19 protein-coding genes, 1 tRNA gene and 1 pseudogene are annotated in these 19,925 nt (G+C 72.1%); 11 read left to right on the top strand and 10 right to left on the bottom strand.

What is annotated here, in order from left to right; translation table 11 throughout:
• The first annotated feature begins 3 nt into the window (after window positions 1-3).
• A tRNA-Met gene (locus tag ACIO1C_RS24335) sits at window positions 4-77 on the top strand.
• A gap of 123 nt (window positions 78-200) precedes the next feature.
• Here the strand turns inward: ACIO1C_RS24335 and ACIO1C_RS24330 are convergent.
• On the bottom strand, window positions 201-617 hold the full coding sequence (locus ACIO1C_RS24330; protein WP_161311743.1) for a Fur family transcriptional regulator: 417 nt from the start codon (window positions 615-617) through the stop codon (window positions 201-203).
• A gap of 141 nt (window positions 618-758) precedes the next feature.
• Between ACIO1C_RS24330 and ACIO1C_RS24325 the strand changes: the two genes are divergently transcribed.
• On the top strand, window positions 759-2,210 hold the full coding sequence (locus tag ACIO1C_RS24325) for a catalase (protein WP_401866762.1): 1,452 nt from the start codon (window positions 759-761) through the stop codon (window positions 2,208-2,210).
• Between the two features lie 98 nt (window positions 2,211-2,308).
• On the opposite strand, the gene ACIO1C_RS24320 is transcribed toward ACIO1C_RS24325, so the two are convergent.
• A complete protein-coding gene (locus tag ACIO1C_RS24320) occupies window positions 2,309-2,710 on the bottom strand; it encodes a cyclic nucleotide-binding/CBS domain-containing protein (protein WP_401866760.1) in 402 nt (133 codons plus the stop codon).
• Between the two features lie 219 nt (window positions 2,711-2,929).
• Entirely contained in the window at window positions 2,930-3,730 is an 801-nt protein-coding gene (gene hisN, locus ACIO1C_RS24315) for a histidinol-phosphatase (protein WP_401866759.1), read from the bottom strand.
• Window positions 3,731-3,901: 171 nt separating this feature from the next.
• On the opposite strand from hisN, the gene ACIO1C_RS24310 reads away from it, so the two are divergent.
• The gene (locus ACIO1C_RS24310) at window positions 3,902-4,534 is read left to right on the top strand and encodes a TetR/AcrR family transcriptional regulator (protein ID WP_401866757.1); all 633 of its coding nucleotides are present in this window, start codon (window positions 3,902-3,904) and stop codon (window positions 4,532-4,534) included.
• A gap of 24 nt (window positions 4,535-4,558) precedes the next feature.
• Here the strand turns inward: ACIO1C_RS24310 and ACIO1C_RS24305 are convergent, their stop codons facing one another.
• The 4 genes from ACIO1C_RS24305 to ACIO1C_RS24290 all read right to left on the bottom strand — a co-directional run bounded on the left by ACIO1C_RS24305 (window position 4,559) and on the right by ACIO1C_RS24290 (window position 8,209).
• Window positions 4,559-4,882: a multidrug efflux SMR transporter gene (locus ACIO1C_RS24305; protein ID WP_161308152.1), complete on the bottom strand. Its 324-nt coding sequence runs from the start codon at window positions 4,880-4,882 to the stop codon at window positions 4,559-4,561.
• An 89-nt stretch (window positions 4,883-4,971) separates the two neighbouring features.
• Complete coding sequence (gene rsgA / locus ACIO1C_RS24300; RefSeq protein ID WP_161308151.1) at window positions 4,972-5,982, bottom strand: ribosome small subunit-dependent GTPase A; 1,011 nt, start codon at window positions 5,980-5,982, stop codon at window positions 4,972-4,974.
• A 4-nt stretch (window positions 5,983-5,986) separates the two neighbouring features.
• Window positions 5,987-7,372: a 3-phosphoshikimate 1-carboxyvinyltransferase gene (gene aroA, locus ACIO1C_RS24295; RefSeq protein ID WP_401866755.1), complete on the bottom strand. Its 1,386-nt coding sequence runs from the start codon at window positions 7,370-7,372 to the stop codon at window positions 5,987-5,989.
• A 114-nt stretch (window positions 7,373-7,486) separates the two neighbouring features.
• Window positions 7,487-8,209, bottom strand: a complete 723-nt coding sequence (locus ACIO1C_RS24290; RefSeq protein WP_401866753.1) for a M50 family metallopeptidase — start codon at window positions 8,207-8,209, stop codon at window positions 7,487-7,489.
• A gap of 49 nt (window positions 8,210-8,258) precedes the next feature.
• Between ACIO1C_RS24290 and ACIO1C_RS24285 the strand changes: the two genes are divergently transcribed.
• The 8 genes and pseudogenes from ACIO1C_RS24285 to def all read left to right on the top strand — a co-directional run bounded on the left by ACIO1C_RS24285 (window position 8,259) and on the right by def (window position 16,303).
• The gene (locus ACIO1C_RS24285; protein WP_401866751.1) at window positions 8,259-9,074 is read left to right on the top strand and encodes an SOS response-associated peptidase; all 816 of its coding nucleotides are present in this window, start codon (window positions 8,259-8,261) and stop codon (window positions 9,072-9,074) included.
• A 97-nt stretch (window positions 9,075-9,171) separates the two neighbouring features.
• Window positions 9,172-9,876: an alpha/beta family hydrolase gene (locus ACIO1C_RS24280; RefSeq protein ID WP_401866749.1), complete on the top strand. Its 705-nt coding sequence runs from the start codon at window positions 9,172-9,174 to the stop codon at window positions 9,874-9,876.
• A gap of 273 nt (window positions 9,877-10,149) precedes the next feature.
• Window positions 10,150-10,809, top strand: a complete 660-nt coding sequence (locus ACIO1C_RS24275; RefSeq protein WP_208298586.1) for a sigma-70 family RNA polymerase sigma factor — start codon at window positions 10,150-10,152, stop codon at window positions 10,807-10,809.
• Window positions 10,806-11,126, top strand: coding sequence for a mycothiol system anti-sigma-R factor (rsrA, locus tag ACIO1C_RS24270; protein WP_401866747.1), 321 nt, complete (start codon window positions 10,806-10,808; stop codon window positions 11,124-11,126). Before ACIO1C_RS24275 ends, rsrA begins: the two co-directional genes overlap by 4 nt.
• 289 nt (window positions 11,127-11,415) lie before the next feature.
• Window positions 11,416-12,795, top strand: a pseudogene (locus ACIO1C_RS24265) (HD-GYP domain-containing protein); the annotation flags it as partial.
• 245 nt (window positions 12,796-13,040) lie between these two features.
• Window positions 13,041-14,390: an HD-GYP domain-containing protein gene (locus tag ACIO1C_RS24260; protein WP_401866745.1), complete on the top strand. Its 1,350-nt coding sequence runs from the start codon at window positions 13,041-13,043 to the stop codon at window positions 14,388-14,390.
• A gap of 105 nt (window positions 14,391-14,495) precedes the next feature.
• Window positions 14,496-15,500, top strand: a complete 1,005-nt coding sequence (locus ACIO1C_RS24255; protein WP_161308126.1) for a hypothetical protein — start codon at window positions 14,496-14,498, stop codon at window positions 15,498-15,500.
• A 146-nt stretch (window positions 15,501-15,646) separates the two neighbouring features.
• On the top strand, window positions 15,647-16,303 hold the full coding sequence (gene def / locus ACIO1C_RS24250; RefSeq protein WP_401866743.1) for a peptide deformylase: 657 nt from the start codon (window positions 15,647-15,649) through the stop codon (window positions 16,301-16,303).
• Here the strand turns inward: def and ACIO1C_RS24245 are convergent.
• The 3 genes from ACIO1C_RS24245 to ACIO1C_RS24235 all read right to left on the bottom strand — a co-directional run bounded on the left by ACIO1C_RS24245 (window position 16,279) and on the right by ACIO1C_RS24235 (window position 19,857).
• A complete protein-coding gene (locus ACIO1C_RS24245) occupies window positions 16,279-17,286 on the bottom strand; it encodes a GlxA family transcriptional regulator (RefSeq protein WP_401866741.1) in 1,008 nt (335 codons plus the stop codon). The two genes, def and ACIO1C_RS24245, sit on opposite strands and share 25 nt — an antisense overlap.
• Before the next feature lie 157 nt (window positions 17,287-17,443).
• Window positions 17,444-17,905, bottom strand: a complete 462-nt coding sequence (locus tag ACIO1C_RS24240) for a DUF2809 domain-containing protein (protein ID WP_401866739.1) — start codon at window positions 17,903-17,905, stop codon at window positions 17,444-17,446.
• A complete protein-coding gene (locus ACIO1C_RS24235) occupies window positions 17,902-19,857 on the bottom strand; it encodes an SMI1/KNR4 family protein (protein WP_401866737.1) in 1,956 nt (651 codons plus the stop codon). Before ACIO1C_RS24235 ends, ACIO1C_RS24240 begins: the two co-directional genes overlap by 4 nt.
• Window positions 19,858-19,925 lie beyond the last annotated feature (68 nt).

The raw sequence follows: 19,925 nt of genomic DNA, 5'->3' as shown, positions 1-19,925 counted from the left end.
CGGCGCGGGGTGGAGCAGCTCGGTAGCTCGCTGGGCTCATAACCCAGAGGTCGCAGGTTCAAATCCTGTCCCCGCTACTGATAACCGAGGCCCGGATCCCGCAAGGGATCCGGGCCTCGGTTCTGCGCGACGACGGAAAGTGCCCGGCTCCCCAGGATCAGGAGCCGGGCACTTCTGTGTCTCTGCTTTACACCGCTGCTTTACGCCGCCGCGCAGTTCGGGCACGTACCGCGGTACGTCACCTCGACGTCCGAGATCGAGAACCCGAACCGCTCGCCGTCCGGAAGGGACGCCAGCGGGTCACCCGTCGGATGCACGTCCTTGATCGCGCCGCACTGGGCGCAGACCAAGTGGTGGTGCGGGTGATGGGCGTTGGGGTCGTACCGCTTGGCGCGGCGGTCCGTGGACACCTCGATGACCTCGCCCAGCGTGACCATCTCACCAAGGGTGTTGTAGACGGTCGCGCGGGAGATCTCCGGGAGCCTGGCGACGGCACGCGCGTGCACCTCGTCGGCTGTCAGGTGCACATGGTCGCCGTCGAGGACCTCGGCCACGACACGCCGCTGTGCGGTCATACGCCAGCCGCGCTCGCGAAGTCGTTCCAACAGGTCACTCATGGGCCCAGCCTAACAGTGAAGGGACTCAGGTCCCGAACGAGTGTGACTTTGGATGTTTACTTGACTTAGACAGAGTCCATCGTAGGATCGGGATCGGCAAACGCCAAGGGACTGAACGCAGTAATGACGCTGGAGGCGCACGTGACGCAGGGACCACTGACGACGGAGTCCGGGGCTCCGCTGGCCGACAACCAGAACAGTGAGACCGCTGGTGCCGGTGGTCCCGTCCTGGTGCAGGATCAGGCGCTGCTCGAGAAGCTCGCGCACTTCAACCGCGAGCGCATCCCGGAGCGCATCGTGCACGCCCGCGGCGCCGGCGCGTACGGCACGTTCACGCTCACGCGTGACGTCTCGCAGTGGACCCGGGCGAAGTTCCTCTCCGAGGTCGGCAAGCAGACCGAGACGTTCCTGCGCTTCTCCACCGTCGCGGGCAACCTGGGCTCGGCGGACGCCGTGCGCGACCCCCGCGGCTTCGCGCTGAAGTTCTACACCGAAGAGGGCAACTACGACCTCGTCGGCAACAACACCCCGGTGTTCTTCATCAAGGACGCCATCAAGTTCCCCGACTTCATCCACACCCAGAAGCGCGACCCGTACACGGGCTCGCAGGAGGCGGACAACGTCTGGGACTTCTGGGGTCTGTCGCCCGAGTCCACCCACCAGGTGACGTGGCTGTTCAGCGACCGCGGCATCCCGGCGACGCTGCGCCACATGAACGGGTACGGCTCGCACACGTACCAGTGGAACAACGAGGCCGGCGAGGTCTTCTGGGTCAAGTACCACTTCAAGACGGACCAGGGGATCAAGAACCTCACCACGGAGGAGGCCGTCCAGGTCTCCGGCCTGGACCCGGACAGCCACCAGCGTGACCTGCGCGAGTCCATCGAGCGCGGCGACTTCCCCTCCTGGACCGTGCAGGTCCAGATCATGCCGGCGGCCGAGGCGGCCACGTACCGCTTCAACCCGTTCGACCTGACCAAGGTGTGGCCGCACGCGGACTACCCGCCGATCGAGATCGGCAAGCTGGAGCTCAACCGCAACCCGGAGAACATCTTCGCCGAGGTCGAGCAGTCCATCTTCTCGCCGGCGCACTTCGTGCCGGGCATCGGTCCCTCCCCGGACAAGATGCTCCAGGGCCGTCTCTTCGCGTACGGCGACGCCCACCGCTACCGCGTCGGCATCAACGCCGACCACCTGCCGGTGAACCGCCCGCACGCCACGGAGGCGCGGACGAACAGCCGGGACGGCTTCCTGTACGACGGCCGTCACAAGGGCACCAAGAACTACGAGCCCAACAGCTTCGGCGGCCCCTTCCAGAGCGACCGTCCGCTGTGGCAGCCGACCCCGGTCACCGGTGTCACCGGCAACACCGAGGCGCCCGTGCACGCGGAGGACAACGACTTCGTCCAGGCGGGCAACCTGTACCGGCTGCTCTCCGAGGACGAGAAGAGCCGCCTGATCGACAACCTCGCCGGCTTCATCTCGAAGGTGTCGCGTGACGACATCGCCGAGCGCGCGGTGAACAACTTCCGCCAGGCGGACGGCGACTTCGGCAAGCGGCTGGAGTCCGCGGTCCAGGCCCTGCGCGGCTGACAGCTTCGCCTCGCCGAGACGTCAGGGGCCGGATCCTTCGGGATCCGGCCCCTTTCGCCGTGTTTCGCGGTGTTGTCGGGGCCACCGGCCCGGTCGTATCACCCCGCCATGACCGCGGCCCGGGTCTTGGCCGGGGCCCAGCAGCGGATGATGTCGCGTACGGAGACGACGCCGACCGGTTCGTGATCGTCGAGCACGATCAGGTGGCGGAAGCCGCCGTACGTCATCGCTTCCGCCGCCTGTTCGAGCGTCCACGACGGGGCGGCGAAGACGACGTCGCCCGTGGTGTGGGTGCCCGCGGTCTCGGCGTCGGGGCTCTGTCCCGCGCCGAGCGAGACCAGGATGTCCCGCTCGGTGAGGATGCCGATCCCGCAGTGGTCGGCGTCGAGGACGACGGCGGCGCCGACCCGGCGGGCCGCCATCAGCCGGGCGGCCTGGCGGAGGGTGTGGGCGGGGCCGATGGTGAGGACCACCGAACTCATGGCGTCACGGACGAGCATGGGATGGAGCCACCTCCTAGGTGAATCGTCGCGCGGGGTACGCGGGGCGCACACGGCGCGTGCGCGATGCGTACGGAACGTAACGAGAAGCGATTCACAAGTTCACAAGTGGGGGGACTCCCAGAGTCGCACCGATGCGCCGGGTCAACAAGAGGGGCGTAGGAGTGCGGAGGGGGCTTGAAAAGATCACACAAAGCGCCGTCGAGGCATGCCTCACGCTCAGTAGCGCTGGTTCAGGTAGCCGAGCAGCTCCTCGTGGAGCACGCCGTTCGAGGCCGCCGCGTTGCCGCTGTGCGGTCCCGGCTGCCCGTCGAGCCCCGTGAAGCTGCCGCCCGCCTCCTGGACCACGACCGCCACCGCCGCCATGTCCCACAGCGACAGCTCAGGCTCCGCGCACATGTCCACCGAGCCCTCGGCGACCATCATGTAGGGCCAGAAGTCGCCGTAGGCGCGGGTGCGCCAGACGGCCCGGGACAGGTCGAGGAAGCCGTCGAGCCGGCCCTGCTCCTCCCAGCCGGTGATGGAGGAGTACGCGAACGACGCGTCGCCCACGTTCGCGACGTCCGAGACCCGCAGCCGGGTCGCCGAGGAGAGGCTGCGGCCGGTGTAGGCGCCGCCGCCCTTCGCCGCCCACCAGCGCCGGCCCAGCGCGGGCGCGGACACGACGCCGACGACCGGTTCGTACCCGCCCTCGGTGGCCACCATCAGGGAGATCAGCGTCGCCCAGACGGGCACCCCGCGCACGTAGTTCTTGGTGCCGTCGATGGGGTCGATCACCCAGCGGCGCGGCCCCGTGCCCTCGATGCCGAACTCCTCGCCCAGGATCGCGTCCCGTGGCCTGGCCCGCTGGAGATGGCCACGGATCAGCTCCTCGGCGGCCTTGTCGGCCTCGGTCACCGGAGTCATGTCCGGTTTGGTCTCGACCTTGAGGTCGAGCGCCTTGAACCGGTCCATCGTCGCGGCGTCGGCGGCGTCCGCGAGAACGTGGGCGAGGCGCAGATCATCGTGGTAGTCGGGCATGGGCGTCACAGTATCGACCGGTCACCGGGCCGGGCTACGGGGCACGGCCCGGGGGCGGGGGGCGGCGTTGACGCGGTACGGGGACGCGCACCGCGCGCGTTGCCGCGACTCTTGACACTGCGCGACGGCCCGTCAACTCTGAGCGCAGAGCCGACACCCCCGGAGGCAACGATGCCTACCGCACGTGAAGCCCTGCTCGACGCCGCCCAGTCGGCGCTCGCCGAGCTGCCCTGGCAGGCCGTCAGGATGGTCGAGGTGGCGTCCGCCGCCGGGGTGTCCCGGCAGACCCTCTACAACGAGTTCAGCGGCAAGGACGGACTCGCCCGCGCGCTGGTGCGCCGCGAGGCCGACCTCTATCTGCGGGGCGTGGAAGGGCAGTTGGCCGGTACGGACACCCCGGCGGAACCGGCCGACCGGCTGGCGGCCGTCGCCGAGTGGACCGTCGCCCGGGCGGGGGACCGGCCCCTGCTGCGGGCGCTGCTCACCGGCTGCTGGAGGGAGTGGCTGCCCGCGCCGCGCCCGTTACGTACCCCTGGGGCGCCCGAGGCGGTCCCCGCGCGGCGCGCGGCCGACGCGGGACCGCCCGTACCGGCCGAACTGGTGGCGCTCGTACCGGCTGAACTGGTGGCCCTTGTACGGGACCGGTCGGCGAGCACGCTGGACGGGGGGCGTACGGATCACAATCTGCACCGGTGCGAACTGGCCGTACGCCTGGCGCTCTCCCACCTGGTCGCGCCCGGCGCACAACCGGTGGGTCAACTGGTCCGCAGGGCCGTCACGGCGGCGCCCGGCGTGCAGGGCTGACAGACGGCGCCCGCCCCGTGAGGCTCAGTGCGCCGAGCCCGAGAGCTGGAGGCCGATGACGCCGATGATCACCAGCGAGATGGAGACCAGCTTGAGGACCGAGACGATGTCACCGAGGAAGATCATTCCGTAGATCGCGGTGCCCGCCGCGCCGATGCCCGTCCACACCGCGTACGCCGGACCGACGTCGAGCTTCTTCAGCGAGAGCGTCAGCAGACCGAAACTGCCGAGGGCGAAACACGCGAAGGCGATGGTCGGCCACAGCCGGGTGAAGCCGTGCGAGAGCTTGAGACAGACCGCGAAACCCGTCTCCAGGATCCCGGCGACCACTACCAGCAGCCACGCCATCTTCTGGGGCCTCCCGCGTCGGTGACTGCTCGGTGTCGCTCGGTGCGATTATGCACTTACCAACGCCCGGGGTCCGCAAACGTGTTGTGTCAGTCGCCTTCGCGTCGCTCGCGTGTGGCGAGGAGCCGCCGCAGCGAGTAGAGCCGGGCCGGGCTCGCGTGTCCCTCCGCGACCCACGCGTCCAGCGCGCAGTCCGGCTCGTCGTGGCTGCACGCGCGCGGGCAGCCCTCCGTCCCCGGCACCAGGTCGGGGAAGGCCAGGATGACGCGCGACGGGTCGACGTGGTGCAGCCCGAAGGACCGGATCCCCGGGGTGTCGATGACCCAGCCGTCCGCCTTCGCGAGCGGCAGGGCGAGCGCCGAGGTGGTGGTGTGCCGGCCGCGCCCCGTGACCGCGTTGACCAGGCCCGTACTCCGGTGCCTGTCCTCCGGGACGAGCGCGTTGACGAGCGTGGTCTTGCCGACGCCGGAGTGCCCGACGAACGCGGTCGCCTTGCCCTCCAGATACTCCCGCACCCGGTCCGCCGCGAACCCGCTCTCCAACTCGTCGCGCCGCGTGACGACATAGTGGATGCCGAGGTCCTGGTACGTCTCCAGCAGCTCGTCCGCCGACGCCAGGTCGGACTTGGTCAGCACCAGCAGCGGTTCGAGTCCGGCGTCGAACGCCGCGACCAGGCAGCGGTCGATCAGCCGGGGGCGCGGCTCGGGGTCGGCGAGCGCGGTGACGATTGCGAGCTGGTCGGCGTTGGCGACGACCACCCGCTCGTAGGGGTCGTCGTCGTCGGCCGTGCGCCGCAGGACCGAGGTGCGCTTCCCGATCCGTACGATCCGCGCCAGCGTGTCCTTCTTGCCCGACAGGTCACCGACGATGTCGACCCGGTCGCCCACCACCGCGGCCTTGCGGCCCAGCTCGCGGGCGGTCATCGCGAGCACGACCCGGTCCTCGACGAGGCAGGTGAGCCGGCCGCGGTCCACGGTCAGGACCATGCCTTCCGAGGCGTCCTCGTGCTTGGGCCTGATGTTCGTACGAGGCCGGTTGCCCTTCGGGTTCGGGCGGGTACGGATGTCGTCCTCGTCGGGGTTCTTGCCGTAGCGGCGCATCGCGTCAGGCTCCCGCGCCCGCACCCGGGCCGGGGCTCGCTCCCGCGAGCATGTCGGTCCACATCTGCGGGAAGTCCGGCAGCGTCTTGGCCGTCGTCCCCACGTTCTCGATCTCGACGCCGTCGACCACCAGGCCGATGATCGACCCGGCCGTGGCCATGCGGTGGTCGTCGTACGTGTGGAAGACGCCGCCGTGCAGGGGGCGGGGGCGGATGTGCAGCCCGTCGGCGGTCTCCGTGACATCACCGCCCAGCTCGTTGATCTCCTTGGTCAGCGCGGCCAGCCGGTCCGTCTCGTGCAGCCGCAGGTGGGAGACCCCGCGCAGGGTGGACGGGGAGTCGGCGAGGGCGGCGACGGCCGCGATGCCCGGCGTCAGCTCACCGACCTCGCTCAGGTCGACGTCGATGCCGTGGATCCGGCCCGTGCCGGTCAGGGTGAGGGCACTGCCCTCGTTGGTCACGCTCCACTCGCAGGAGCCGCCCATCTCCGTGAAGATCTCGCGCAGCGCGTCCCCGGGCTGCGTGGTGTGCTCCGGCCAGTCGGGGATCGTGACCCGGCCGCCGGTCACCAGCGCGGCGGCGAGGAAGGGCTGGGCGTTGGAGAGGTCGGGCTCGACGGTCAGGTCCCGGCCGAGCAGCGCGCTGGGGGAGACCCGCCAGACGTTCGGCTCGCCGCCCGTCTCCGGCTCGTCGACCTGGGCGCCGACCGCGCGCAGCATGTCGACCGTCATCCGGATGTGCGGCATCGACGGCAGGGACGACCCCACGTGCCGTACTTCCACGCCCTGGTTGAACCGCGCGCCCGACAGGAGCAGCGCCGAGACGAACTGCGACGACGAGGAGGCGTCGATCTCCACGGAGCCGCCGTCCAGCGCCCCGCCGCCCTGCACGGTCAGCGGGAGCGAGCCGCGGCCCTCGTCGTCGATCCGCGCCCCGAGGACGCGCAGCGCCTCGATGACGGCGCCCAGGGGGCGCTCGTAGGACCGGGGGTCCCCGTCGAAGTGCACCGGGCCGTCGGCCAGGGCCGCGACCGGCGGCAGGAAGCGCATCACCGTGCCGGCGTTGCCGACGTCGACGGTCGCGGGGCCGTACAGACCCGCCGGGATGACCCGCCACGCCTCGCCCGTGAAGCCGTCCCGGCCCGCGGCGGCGGAGCTGGACGACACCGTCTCCTCGATCCCGACGCCCATGGCGCGCAGGGCCTCGGCCATCAGCAGGGAGTCGCGGGAGCGCAGCGGGCGGCGCAGCCACCCGGGCTCGGCGGCCAGCGCGGCGAGGATCAGTCCGCGGTTCGTGACCGATTTGGATCCGGGCACGGTGACCGTCGCTTCGACGGCCCCGCGCGCGTAGGGGGCGGGCCAGAGGGCGGGCTGCACGGAGCTTTCGGTCATGCCTTCACTTTAGTGGTTTCGCGCCGACTCGGATCCTGACAAAAAGCGCGGAAACCCGGACGTAACCCAGGTTTGGTAAGGCGGCTACACGGGCGGCGCGGGATCGGGCGCGGGTCAGAGACCCAGCATCCAGCGCCCGCCGCCGATGAGTGAGCAGACCGAGACGGCGTGGAAGAGGAACAGCCACAGCACGGGCGGTACGTTCGTCAGCCGCGCCAGCTGGTCCGCGTCCGAGTCGCCCGCCCCGCCGTGCCGGCGCTTGGACTGGAGCTCGAAGGCCGGCCGTACGCCCCCGAGCAGCAGGAACCACACGGCGGTGTACGCGAACGCCGACTGGACCGTCGGGCCGGTGAGCCAGGAGATCAGCAGGAAGGCCGCGCCGGTCAGGATCACGGTGAGCGCCCCGTACGCGTTGCGGATCATCACCAGCATCGCGATCAGCAGAGCGGTCGCGAGCCACAGCAGCAGCGTGATGTGGTGCGCGGAGAGCAGCCAGGCGCCGCCGAGCCCGAGCAGCGGGGGCGCGGTGTAGCCGGCGGCGGCCGTCAGGATCATGCCGATCCCGGCGGGCTTGCCGCGGCTGACGGTCAGGCCCGAGGTGTCCGAGTGCAGCCGGATCCCGTTCAGGCGGCGGCCGGTGACCAGTGCGATCAGTCCGTGGCCGCCCTCGTGGGCGATGGTGATGGTGTTGCGCGACACCCGCCAGACGGGGTGGGGCACCACGGTGGCGAGGGCGACGACCCCCGTCACGACCACCAGCCATTGGGCCGGCGCCGGCTGACTGCCGAAGACGCGGTCCCACAGGTTGGATATGGACGTGACGTCGATGCTGGCCATTTCTCGGTCGGCTCCTCAACTGGGACGGCGTCGTGGCAGTCTGGCACTTATGTGCGGACGGTATGCGGCGAGCCGGCGGCCCGAGGACCTCCAAGGGCTCTTCGGGGTGGAGAAGTGGGAGCCCGAGGAGACCCTGGCGCCCGATTGGAACGTGGCTCCGACCAAAGAGGTCTACGCGGTTCTGGAACGTCCTGTGAAGGACGCGGAAGAGCCGGATCCGGTTCGGCAGTTGCGCAGGCTCAGGTGGGGGCTCGTGCCGTCGTGGTCGAAGACGCCCGAGGGCGGGGCCCGCATGATCAACGCGCGGGCCGAGACCGTCCACGAGAAGCCGTCCTTCCGCCGTCCCTTCCTCGCCCGGCGCTGCATCCTGCCGGCCGACGGGTATTACGAGTGGGTGACCGGCGTCGACGAGCGGGAGCTGGAGGTGCGGGGGAAGAAGAAGCGCCCGCGCAAGCAGCCGTACTTCGTCACGCCGGCCGACGGTTCGGTCATGGCGCTGGCGGGTCTGTACGAGTTCTGGCGCGACCGGACGCTGCCCGACGAGCACCCGGGCGCCTGGTGGGTGACCTGCTCGGTGATCACGACCGAGGCGGAGAAGTCCCCGCTGGCCGTGGCGCCCGCCGAGGGTCCCGGATCGCTCGCCGACATCCACCCCCGTATGCCGCTGATGCTGACGCCGGACCGCTGGGACGCGTGGCTGGACCCGGCCCGTACGGACCCCGACGACCTGCGTGAGCTGCTCGCGCCGCCGCCGCCCGGGCTGATGCGGGCGTATCCGGTGGCGACGGCGGTCAGCAATGTCCGCAACAACGGGCCGGAGCTGCTGGAGGAACTGGCCGCGCCGGAGGAGAGCACGCTGTTCTGAGGCGGGCTGAGGCGGGCTGAGGCGGGCTGAGGCGTTCTGAAGCGTGGATGACACGTGCTGAGGCGTTCCGGAGCGCGGGCGCGGCAGGATGTGCGTTGTGACTCCTGACACGCGTGGGACGCGGATCCAGACCGTCGGCACTCCGGGCGGCGACGCCCGTATCACCTGGCACCCGGCGGAGGCCCCCCGGCTGGTCCTCGCCCTCGGCCACGGCGCGGGCGGCGGTGTCGAGGCCCGCGACCTCCGGGCCCTCGCCACCGCGCTGCCCCCGCTCGGCGTCACCGTCGCGCTGGTGGAGCAGCCCTGGCGGGTGGCGGGCAGGAAGCTCGCGCCGGCGCCGAAGACCCTGGACGCGGGATGGCGCGCGGTGTGGCCCGCGCTGGCGGAGGCGGGGTCGCCGGTGGTCGCGGGCGGGCGCAGCGCCGGCGCGCGGGTGGCCTGCCGTACGGCCACGGAGCTGGGGGCGTACGCCGTACTGGCCCTCAGCTTCCCCCTGCACCCGCCGGGGAAGCCGGAGAAGTCCCGGGCGGCCGAACTGCTGGGCGCGGGGGTGCCCACGCTGGTGGTCCAGGGCGGAAACGACCCGTTCGGGAAGCCCGCGGAGTTCCCGGACGCGGGTGACGCGTGTGACGCGGGCGGGGAGAACCTCGCGGGTACGGACGGTGGAGGCGCGTACGCGCTGTGCGAGGTGCCGGGCGCCGACCACGCGTTCGCCGTGGCGAAGGGCGCCGCCGTGTCGCAGGAGCAGGCCCTCGCGATCATCACCGCGAACGTGGCGGAATGGGCGGCGAAATTGGCCTGAGGACCGGGTCGTGGCCGGGAATGTGGGACAGATGTCCACTGTTCCACTAGGCAACGGAACACAGAGCATGGAGAGGGAGTCCGTCGTATGGGTTCGACCATCTGCCCGCGCCGCTCAGACGCCAGTGAACTGGAGTGGACGGTGCTTTCCGCGTCCAAGAACGCTCCGGTCCGGGCGGCCGGCGGAGCGGACCACCGGCCCTCGTTGTCACAAGGTCGACTATTCTCCGATTCGAGTGGGTCCGCTTTCGGGCCCGCCACAGCGTTGGAGGAGGTGGGTCCGGTCACTGGGACCGACGCAGGGACCGACGACGGCGGCATCGAAGAGACCACGGCCGAGCGCAACGCCCGTTTCGAGCGGGACGCGCTGGGCTTCCTCGACCAGATGTATTCCGCCGCGCTGCGCATGACGCGCAACCCGGCGGACGCCGAGGACCTCGTGCAGGAGACGTATGCCAAGGCGTACGGCTCCTTCCACCAGTTCCGCGAGGGGACCAACCTCAAGGCCTGGATGTATCGCATCCTCACCAATACCTTCATCAACTCGTACCGCAAGAAGCAGCGTGAACCCCAGCGCAGTGCCGCCGAGGAGATCGAGGACTGGCAGCTCGCGCGCGCCGAGTCGCACATGTCGACCGGTCTGCGCTCCGCGGAGGCGCAGGCGCTCGACCACCTCCCGGACTCCGACGTGAAGTCGGCGTTGCAGGCGATCCCGGAGGAGTTCCGCATCGCGGTGTATCTCGCCGATGTAGAGGGCTTTGCCTACAAGGAGATCGCGGACATCATGGGGACACCCATCGGTACGGTGATGTCGCGACTGCACCGGGGGCGCCGCCAGCTGCGCGGCATGCTGGAGGACTACGCCCGCGAGCGCGGGCTCGTCCCGGCCGGTGCCGGGGAGTCGTCGGACGATCGGAAAGGTTCGGGCTCATGAGCTGCGGAGAGCCGCATGAGACGGATTGCTCCGAGGTACTCGATCATTTGTATGAGTTCCTCGACAACGAGATGCCGGACAACGACTGCACCAAGTTCGAGGTGCACTTCGAGGAGTGCTCCCCGTGCCTGGAGAAGTACGGCCTTGAGCAGGCCGTGAAGAAGCTCGTCAAGCGCTGCTGCGGCCAGGACGACGTGCCGTCCGACCTGCGGGCCAAGGTCATGGGCCGGATCGATCTGATCCGGTCGGGCGAGATCGGGCCGGAGCGGCAGGTGTCGGCGGCGGGCGCGGACGTGCCGCGGGCGGCGCAGGACTGACGTACGGTACGGGCCCTCCGAGCAGGGCCTCGCACCACGGGCCTCGCACCACCCCACAGCCCCCCTTCGCACGGGGCACGAGGGCGTGCCGCGCATCGCGCGGTGCGCCCTCAGCCGTGTCCGCGGCGCTGTGCCGCCCGTACCGCCGTATCACCGGCGGACCGGCCATGTCACTCAAAGGTGCTAATCGTCCTCATCCGGCCTCCGTCCGTCCCCCGACTCGCTAGCCTGACGCTTTGTTTCGGGCCCTTCCGGGCCGGATCGAGGAGCCGAGGAAGGGCGAGAACCCGTGAGGGCCATACCGGGTGCGGCGCGCGCGTACATTCTGGGCGCCGCGCTCTGCGCCGCCGTCTGCCTCCTTCCCGCGTTCCGCCCCGGCACCCCGTGGCGGGCCGTCGCGCTGCTCGCCACGCTGTACGCCTTCTGCGAGATGCCGGCCCGCTGCCGCTTCCTCGGGCGCTCGCTGCACGGCTCCGTGCCGGTCGCCGCCGGATCGTTCCTTCCCGTCCTCCTCGCCTCCGCCCTGTTGCTGCCGCCCGCCGCCGCCGCGCTGGTCGCCGTGCCCGGCGCGCTGCTGGGGCGCGTCGAGCAGCGGCCGAAGGGCGCGCGCCGGGTCTGGCGGGCCGCGCAGCTCTCCCTCGCCACCTGGGCGGCGGCGCGGGTCCAGGTCCTGTTCGGCGGTCCCGTCGCCCTCGGGGGTGGTGGCTACGGGCTCAAGACGCCGGACTTTCCCTATGTGTTGCTACCCGCCGGGGCGGCGACGCTCGCCTTCTGTCTGGTTCTCGCCACGCTCGACGGCGGGGTGCTGGCGGCGGCCGAGCGGCTGCCGCTGCGGAGCGCGTGGCGCGGGCTGTTCGTCCGCTCGCTGGCCCCGCACGGGGCGCACGGCCTCGCCGGGCTGATGATGGCGGTGCTGTGGCGGAGCCCGTACGGCCCGCTCTCCGCGTTCTTCGTCCTGCTGCCCATGTACATCTCCTGCTGGGTCTTCGCGCAGTACCACCGCGAGTCCGCCGCGCACCAGGCCACGATCAGGGCGCTCGTGCAGGCCGTCGACATCAAGGACAAGTACACGCGCGGGCACAGCGAACGGGTGGGGCGCGCCTCGGTGTTGATCGCCCAGGAGCTGGGCATGGACCGGGACCGGGTGGAGGTGCTCCGGTTCGCCGGGATCCTGCACGACGTCGGCAAGCTCGGCGTACCGACGCGGGTGCTGCGCAAGGACGGGCCGCTGACACCCGACGAGCGGCGGGTGATCGAGCTGCACCCCGAGTACGGGCACGAGATGGTGCGCGGCATCGGCTTCCTCGGGGAGGCGCGGGAGGCGATCCTGCACCACCACGAGCGGCTGGACGGCAGCGGGTACCCGTACGGGCTGTCGGGCGCCCAGATCCCCGAGTTCGCACGGGTGGTGGCGGTGGCGGACGCGTTCGACGCGATGACGTCGACCCGCTCGTACAGCAGGGCGAGACCGGTGGGCACGGCGGTGGCCGAACTGGAGCGCTGCGCGGGCACCCAGTTCGACCCTCACATGGTGAACGCCCTGGTCCGGGCCCTGTCCCGGCACGGCTGGCAGACGACGGTGACGGCGGACGAGGCGGGGGCGCCTCCGGCGCCGGGTGGGGGTCCGCCACCGGGCGCGGCGCCGCCGTCGGCAGCGGGTCCCCACCCGGCCGCCGGGCCGCCGACGGCGGGACCGCCGCCGGGGGCGGGCGGGACGGCGCCGACGACACAGCCGGGCCCCGCACTGCCGCTGCCTCCACCGAAGCCCGCTTCCGGCCCGGTCGCGGAGCCTCCCGCCCTGGGGTGGGTACCGGCCCCCGCTCCAGCCCCCGGTGGCCCCCACACCCGCCGTCGCGGTCTCCCGCCCGCGTCCCGTCTCTCCGTCTCCCCGCGCGTGCCCCCCAGGGGGCGCAAGTGAGTGCGGGCGCGGTTCCGACGCCGGCGCTCGCGGGCGGGGCGCGGCCCGCGTTCGCCGTTGTCGGGGTGTACGGCGCCGCCGCCCTCCTCACCGGGGCCGCGCTCGGCGCGACGCTCTGGCATGGGCTCGCCGAGCCCCGTACCGCCCTCGCCTTCGGCCTGCTCGTCGTCGTCGGGGAGCTCGCCCGCTGGGGCGCACTCCCCGGCGAGCGGGAGCCCGCGCCCCTCGGGGCCGCCGGTGCGCTCGCGTACGCCCTCCTCGGCGAGAACGCCGGGCAGCGCACCACCCACGGCGTCCTCCAGACCCTCGCCGTCGTGGTCGCGGCCACCCTCGCCGGATCCGTACCGCACATCGCCAAGGGCCGCGGCCCCGCGCTCGACCACCTGGTCCGCCGCGTCCTGACCGTCGCCTTCGCCGCCGTGTGCTTCCAGCCGCTGTACAACGCGGGCTACACCTCCGCCTACCTCCCCGGCGGCTCCGACGGCCTTCCGGAGCGCTTCGGCAAGGGCCCCTTCTACGCCGTGACGCTCCTGCTCCTCCTCGTCCTCACCGCCCTCTGCGACGCCGTCCTCGCCGCCGTGATGGTCCGCGCCCGCACCCGCCACCCCTTCGGCCCCCTCCTCCGCGACGAGCTGCGTGCCCTCCTGCACATCGGCTCCGCCGTCTGCGCCACCGGCGCCGTCATCGCCCTCGGGGTCGCCGTCGCGGGACTCTGGGCGCTGCCCGTGTTCTGCGTACCGCTGCTGCTGACCCAGCTGTCCTACCGGCGGTACGCCGCCGTGCGGACCACGTACCGCCAGACCATCGCCTCCCTCGCCCGCGCCACCGAGATCGCCGGCTACACCCCCCACGGCCACGCCCGCAGAGTCGCGGAGCTGAGCCGCGCCGTCGGCCGTGAGCTGGGCCTCTCCGGACCGGAGCTGACCGTCCTCGAATACGCCGCCCTCATGCACGACATCGGACAGCTCTCCCTCGTCGACCCCGTCCCCGAAGGCGCCACCGCCCTCCTCCCGGCCGACGAACAGCGCCGTATCGCCCTGCTCGGCGGCGCGGTCGTCCGCCAGACCGGAGTGCCCGCCGCCGTCGCCGTCGTGGTGGAACGCCAGGCCGATCCGTACCGCGAACAACCCCTCTCCGCCAGGATCGTCCGCACCGTCAATGCGTACGACGACCTCACCGGGGAATGTGCCAGTGCGAGTGGATCGCCCGGCGGACCGCTCAGCGGACCGCTCGGCGCACTGGAGCGGCTGCGGCTCGGGACGGGGCACGACTACCAGCCCGAGGTCGTGGAATCCCTGGCACGCGTGCTGTCCCGCGGCGGCCCCGCCCCCGGCAGGGTCGGGTAACCCATGGGTAATGAGCGGGCGTGGGACCGGGCATGGTTGGATGCGAAGAAGAGGAAGAAGAGGGTGTCCGGGGGCACAGACCCGAGCGACCGGCAGGCGGGAATCGTGAGGATCTTCGGGAAGGTACGGCATCGGCCCTCCGCCTCGTGGCGGCAGGCCACCGACCGCGCGTTCACGCTGATCGGTGACGGCCGGTACGAGGACGCGGGCGCGCTGCTCACCCGTGCGGCGGACCTGGAGCCCTGGCTCTCGGAGTCGTGGTTCAACCTGGCGCTGCTGCACAAGTTCCGCCACGACTGGGAGCAGGCGCGCGCCGCCGGGCTGCGCGCCGTCGCGCTGCTCGACAAGGAGACCGGCGCTCCCGACTGGTGGAACGTCGGCATCGCCGCCACCGCCCTCCAGGACTGGCCGCTGGCCCGCCGTGCCTGGCAGGCGTACGGGCTGAAGGTGCCCGGCAATCCGCACAGCGTCGAGGCCAACGGCGAGCCCGAGGGCATGGAGCTGGGCAGCGCCGCCGTCCGGCTCTCGCCGGAGGGCGAGGCCGAGGTCGTGTGGGGCCGCAGGCTCGACCCGGCCCGCATCGAGCTGCTCTCGATCCCGCTGCCGTCGTCGGGCCGGCGCTGGGGCGAGGTCGTGCTCCACGACGGCGTACCGCACGGTGAGCGCACGACGGCCGCCGGGCCGGACGGCAACACCCGCGCGTACCCCGTCTTCGACGAGATCGAGCTGTGGGCGCCGTCGCCCGTCCCGACCTGGGTGGTGCTGCTGGAGGCGGCCACCGAGGAGGACCGGGACGCCCTGGAGCGCCTCGCGGCCGACGCGGGTTTCGCGGCCGAGGACTGGTCGTCGTCCGTACGACTGCTGTGCCGGGCCTGCTCGGAGAGCCGGATGCCGAGCGCCGAGGGCGACGGGGAGCACCTGGACCCGCACGACCACAGCGAGCCGGGGCACCCGGGTCCGCTGGGGCACCGTACGGCCGGCGAGCTGTGGGTGCCGGAGCGCGAGTGCGGGATCGCGGCGCCGCAGGGGTTGGTGCGGGGGCTGCTGGACGGGTGGGTCGCGGACAGTCCGGACACCCGGGAGTGGCGCGATCTCGAAGAGGTCTGCTGAGGTCCGCCTTCGCCGGGCAGAGGCAGGAGACGCCGGCCGGATCCCGCCGACGGCTGAACGGCACTGAGTGCTGCCCTTAGGCTGTACGGGCACATCGTGCCGATCGTGCGGGCAGCATCGGGAACCGAGGAAGGCGTACTGCGGACATGGCGCAGCAGGAGACGGACCAGCGGATCGACAGTGGGACCACCGTGGCGGGGACGGCGGACGGGTTCGCCGACGACACGGAGGGCGCCGCGGAGCGTGAGCTGGCACACCGCGAGCGCGGCACGCCCCGCCCGATCACCGTCGTCGGGAATCCGGTGCTCCACAAGGAGTGCCGGGACGTCACGGAGTTCGACGACTCCCTCGCCGCGCTGATCGACGACATGTTCGCCAGCCAGCACACGGCGGAGGGCGTCGGCCTCGCCGCCAACCAGATCGGCGTGGACCTCAAGGTCTTCGTGTACGACTGCCCGGACGACGACGGCAAGCGCCACGTCGGGGCCATCTGCAACCCGGTGCTGGAGGAACTGCCGCCCGAGGAGCGCCACTTGGACGACTCCAACGAGGGCTGCCTGTCGGTCCCGACGGCGTACGCGGCCCTGCCCCGCCCCGACTACGCGGTGGTGCGCGGCCAGGACGCCCAGGGCAATCCGGTCAAGGTGGCGGGCACCGGTTACTTCGCCCGCTGCCTCCAGCACGAGACGGATCACCTGTACGGATACCTGTACATCGACCGGCTGTCGAAGCGGGACCGCAAGGACGCGCTCAAGCAGATGGAAGAGGGAACGCCGCGCTACGAGACGGTCCCGAACGCCTGAGCGCCTGAGGCCAGGACGGAAGCGGGGGCCGGGGCCGGCCCCTGGAACGTGCGCCGGTACGCGTTCGGCGTCGTCCCGAGGGTCCGCAGGAAGTGATGGCGGAGCCCCGCCGCGTTCCCGAACCCGGCGCGCCCCGCGACCCGGTCGACCGTCTCGTCCGTCCCTTCCAGCAACTCCTGCGCCAGCAGCACCCGCTGGCGCAGGAGCCAGCGGTACGGAGTGGTCCCCGTCTCCTGCTGGAAGCGGCGGGCGAAGGTGCGCGGTGACATGTGGGCCCGCGCGGCCAGCTGCTCCACGGTCATCTCGCGGTCCAGGTGGCGCTCCATCCAGGACAGCACCTCCCCGACGGTGTCGCAGGCGACGGGCAGCGGCCGCTCGATGAACTGGGCCTGGCCGCCGTCGCGGTGGGGCGGGACGACCATGCGGCGGGCGAGCGCGTTGGCGATCTCCGGGCCGTGTTCCTGCCGTACGAGATACAGGCACGCGTCGATGCCGGCGGCCGTACCGGCGGACGTGATCACGGGGCCGTCCTCGACGTACAGCACGGCGGGCTCCACCCGCGCCTCGGGAAAACGCCGGGCGAGGTCGGTCGCGTGCCGCCAGTGCACGGTGCAGCGGCGCCCGTCGAGGAGGCCCGCGGCGCCGAGCAGATAGCCGCCGGTGCAGACGCTGAGCACCCGTGCGCCCCGGTCCACGGCACGCCGCAGCGCCGCCAGCAGCTCCTCGGGGAACTCGCGCACCGCGTAGGCGTCGCCCGCGGGTACGGCGATGAGGTCGGCCTCCTCCAGCCGTTCGAGCCCGGCCAGCGAGCCGAGGGTGAACCCGGCGTGGGTACGCAGCACGGGCCCCTCCCCGGAGACCACCGCGAAGTCGTAGACGGGCAGCCCGTCGTCGCTGCGATCCAGCCCGAACACCTCGCAGACGACTCCGAGTTCGAAGGGGTGGACTCCGTCGAGCAGGACGGCGGCGACGTTTTTCATCATGCGACCAGTGTGGCAGTAATTCGAGGTTCGACGACAGTCCTGCCACTGCCTTCTGTCGAACATCTCCACGACGCTGGATGCATGGACACCTTCCTGGCGTTTGTCGCCCTTACGGCCCTGTTCGTCCTCCTGGCCCTCCCGGCCCTGCTCTGGCTCCTCAAGGATCTGTCGATCGACCGCCAGTTGCGCCACGCGACGGTCCGGAGGGGGGATCCGAAGGCCGCACGGGGCGACGGACGGGCGCCGAGCGGGCCGAGCGCGCCGGCACCGAGTGCAGGACTGCTGCCGCGCCGGCGCCGACCGCGTACCACAGCAGGTCAGGTGCGTTGAAGGTCGAACCCAGCACCAGCCGGGCGAGCCCGCTGCGCGCGGCGAGGCCGGCCGGGACCGGGGTGAGCTGGAGCAGTTCGACCGCGCAGCTGAACACGAACGCGCCGACGGCGACGGTGCGGGGCCGTACCCGGGGGACGGCGCACACGACGAGGGTGTGGACGAGCGCGGTGTACAGCGCGTCGCCCGCGTACTTGGCGAGATCGCCGTCCGCCCACGCCCTGATCCCGAGCCCCGCGGCGACGGTCGACACGGCACACGCGAGAGCTGTCAGCCGTGTACGGATCACGGCGTGAGCGGAGAGCCGGACCACGGCGGGACCTCCAGGCTGTGCAGGCGGCCCAGCACCACCGCGTCGTGGTTCACCGACACCCCGAACTCCGCTGTCAGGGCCTCGCACAGCCACCGCGCCGGTGCGCTGTGGTCGACGGCGGCCGGGTCGTCCGTGACGGGCCCGGTCGCGAGACGGCGGCGGGGGTCGAGGGCGGGCGGGACCTCTCCCCGGGCCTCGGGTTCGGTGATCCCGGGCGGCCCGACGGTGACCTCCCACACGATCCGCCCGGCCTCGGCGGCCGTGACCCGCAGAATCGGCGCGTCCGGTTCGAGGTTCATCGTGCTGCCCATACTCAGGACGAGGCCGCCGGAAACCGCCGACGCGGCCGGGGCGGGCGACCGCATCACTCCCTGTCCTGCCCTCTCCACCAGGGCGAAGGCCCAGCCCCCGGCCTCGGTGTCCGTGCCGGCCCGGCCCACCGCCGCCGCCGAGGGGAACCCGTTCGCGAACACGGGCGGGACCACCAACTGTCCCGGCCGGTCCTTCATCACCAGCGGTGGCTCCGGCGGCGGGAACGCCGTTTCGCGCCGCCTCTCCTCCGTCACCGGATGCGGCGACAGCCCGCGCCCGGTGCCCAGGAGACCCGGCAGCTCCGTCGGCTCCACTCCGCGCGCCAACACCAGCCACCACTTGGCCCGGAACCCGCGCTCCTCCGCCACCAGCCACGCCAGCCCGTCCGGCTCCACGGCGGCCTCCGCCGCGGCGGCCCTGTGCGAGGCCGAGAGCAACTCCCGTCCCCGCCGGGGTGTCAGCAGCGGCCCCAGCACACCGTCCGCGACGAGCCCCAGCGGGACCACGTGCTCCTCGTCGTAGGGGCGCCACTCCCGCATGCTGTCGCGCAGCGTCGCCCACGCCTCGTCCACGGAACCCCAGCGCGCGAGCTCCCATGCCCGTGCCACCGCTTCCCCGAACGGACCCTCGACGGTGTGGCGGTACGTGCCGTCGGCGACCGCGTGCGACACCGACTCGATCACCGCGGGATCGACCGCCGGGAAATCCTTCCGCAACCACTTCTGCTCGGGCCCCTCGCCGGAATAGTCCCGTTTTGCCGCGGCCCGGCATCTCATCGGGAGCAACTCCCGCACCGTGTACGCCGAGTCGGGGAAGCGCGCGGCGGATCCTCCGCCCGCCGGAGGTCCGCCCAGCAGGACGGCGAGCTGATTCTGGATCGAGGCCGCGCGTTTACGGCCGGCCCGCACCGCCGGCGCCAGCAGCGTCAACGCCCCGTCCGGATCACCGGCCAGGGCCAGCCGCCGTGCGCGCTCCACGTCCGCGTCCAGGGCGTCTGTGCAGGGGCTCACGAAGTGGGGATCGCGGACAGCGGCGTCGGCGAGGAATCTCTCGTGGGCGGACTCCATGTACGCCCGGAACGACGGGTACCGGGCGGGCTCCGAGCCGCTCCACGCCGACCGGACCCGCACGGCCCACTCGCCGTCCTCCGCCACGTCCAGCGGGTCGAGCAGCACGTCCACGAGGGCCGAGTCGTCGGCGAGCCGCAGCGACCGGCCCCCCGGCCCCGCCCCGTCCCGGGCGTTCTTGTCGTCCCGGCCGGCGTGCTCCTTCCGTATCACCCCCGGATCGGCCGGGCCACCGTCGATCCGGATCGTTTCCGTCCGTGCCAGCAGCCATACCGACGGGCCGATCATCCGCCACCCGTCGGTGACCTCCAGGAACGCCCGGAACGACGGCGGCAGCGGACGCCCCGCCCGCGCCTCCAACACCGCGACGGCCTTCGGATCCGCCGGCTCGAACCCGAGCCACCGCCGCTCCCGCGCCTCACGCAGCCCGTGCCTGTCCGCCACGGCCGGATCGACCGAGGCCGACTCCGCGCTCCACCCGCGCAGGAACGGCCGCCAGTCGAACTCCTCGCCCGGGTGGGGACGGCCGTGCCGCGTGTTCGTCGTCATGTGCCCATCGTGTACGGCCCCACTGACAACGCGCCGCCCGCCCCTGACAACGCGGCGCCCGCCCCGCA

The sequence above is a fragment of the Streptomyces sp. NPDC087420 genome, from assembly GCF_044744165.1.
In the GTDB taxonomy this organism is placed as follows: Bacteria; Actinomycetota; Actinomycetes; order Streptomycetales; family Streptomycetaceae; genus Streptomyces.
The sequence above is the reverse complement of the archived record's forward strand: the minus strand, read 5'-3'. Positions and strand labels throughout refer to the sequence as shown.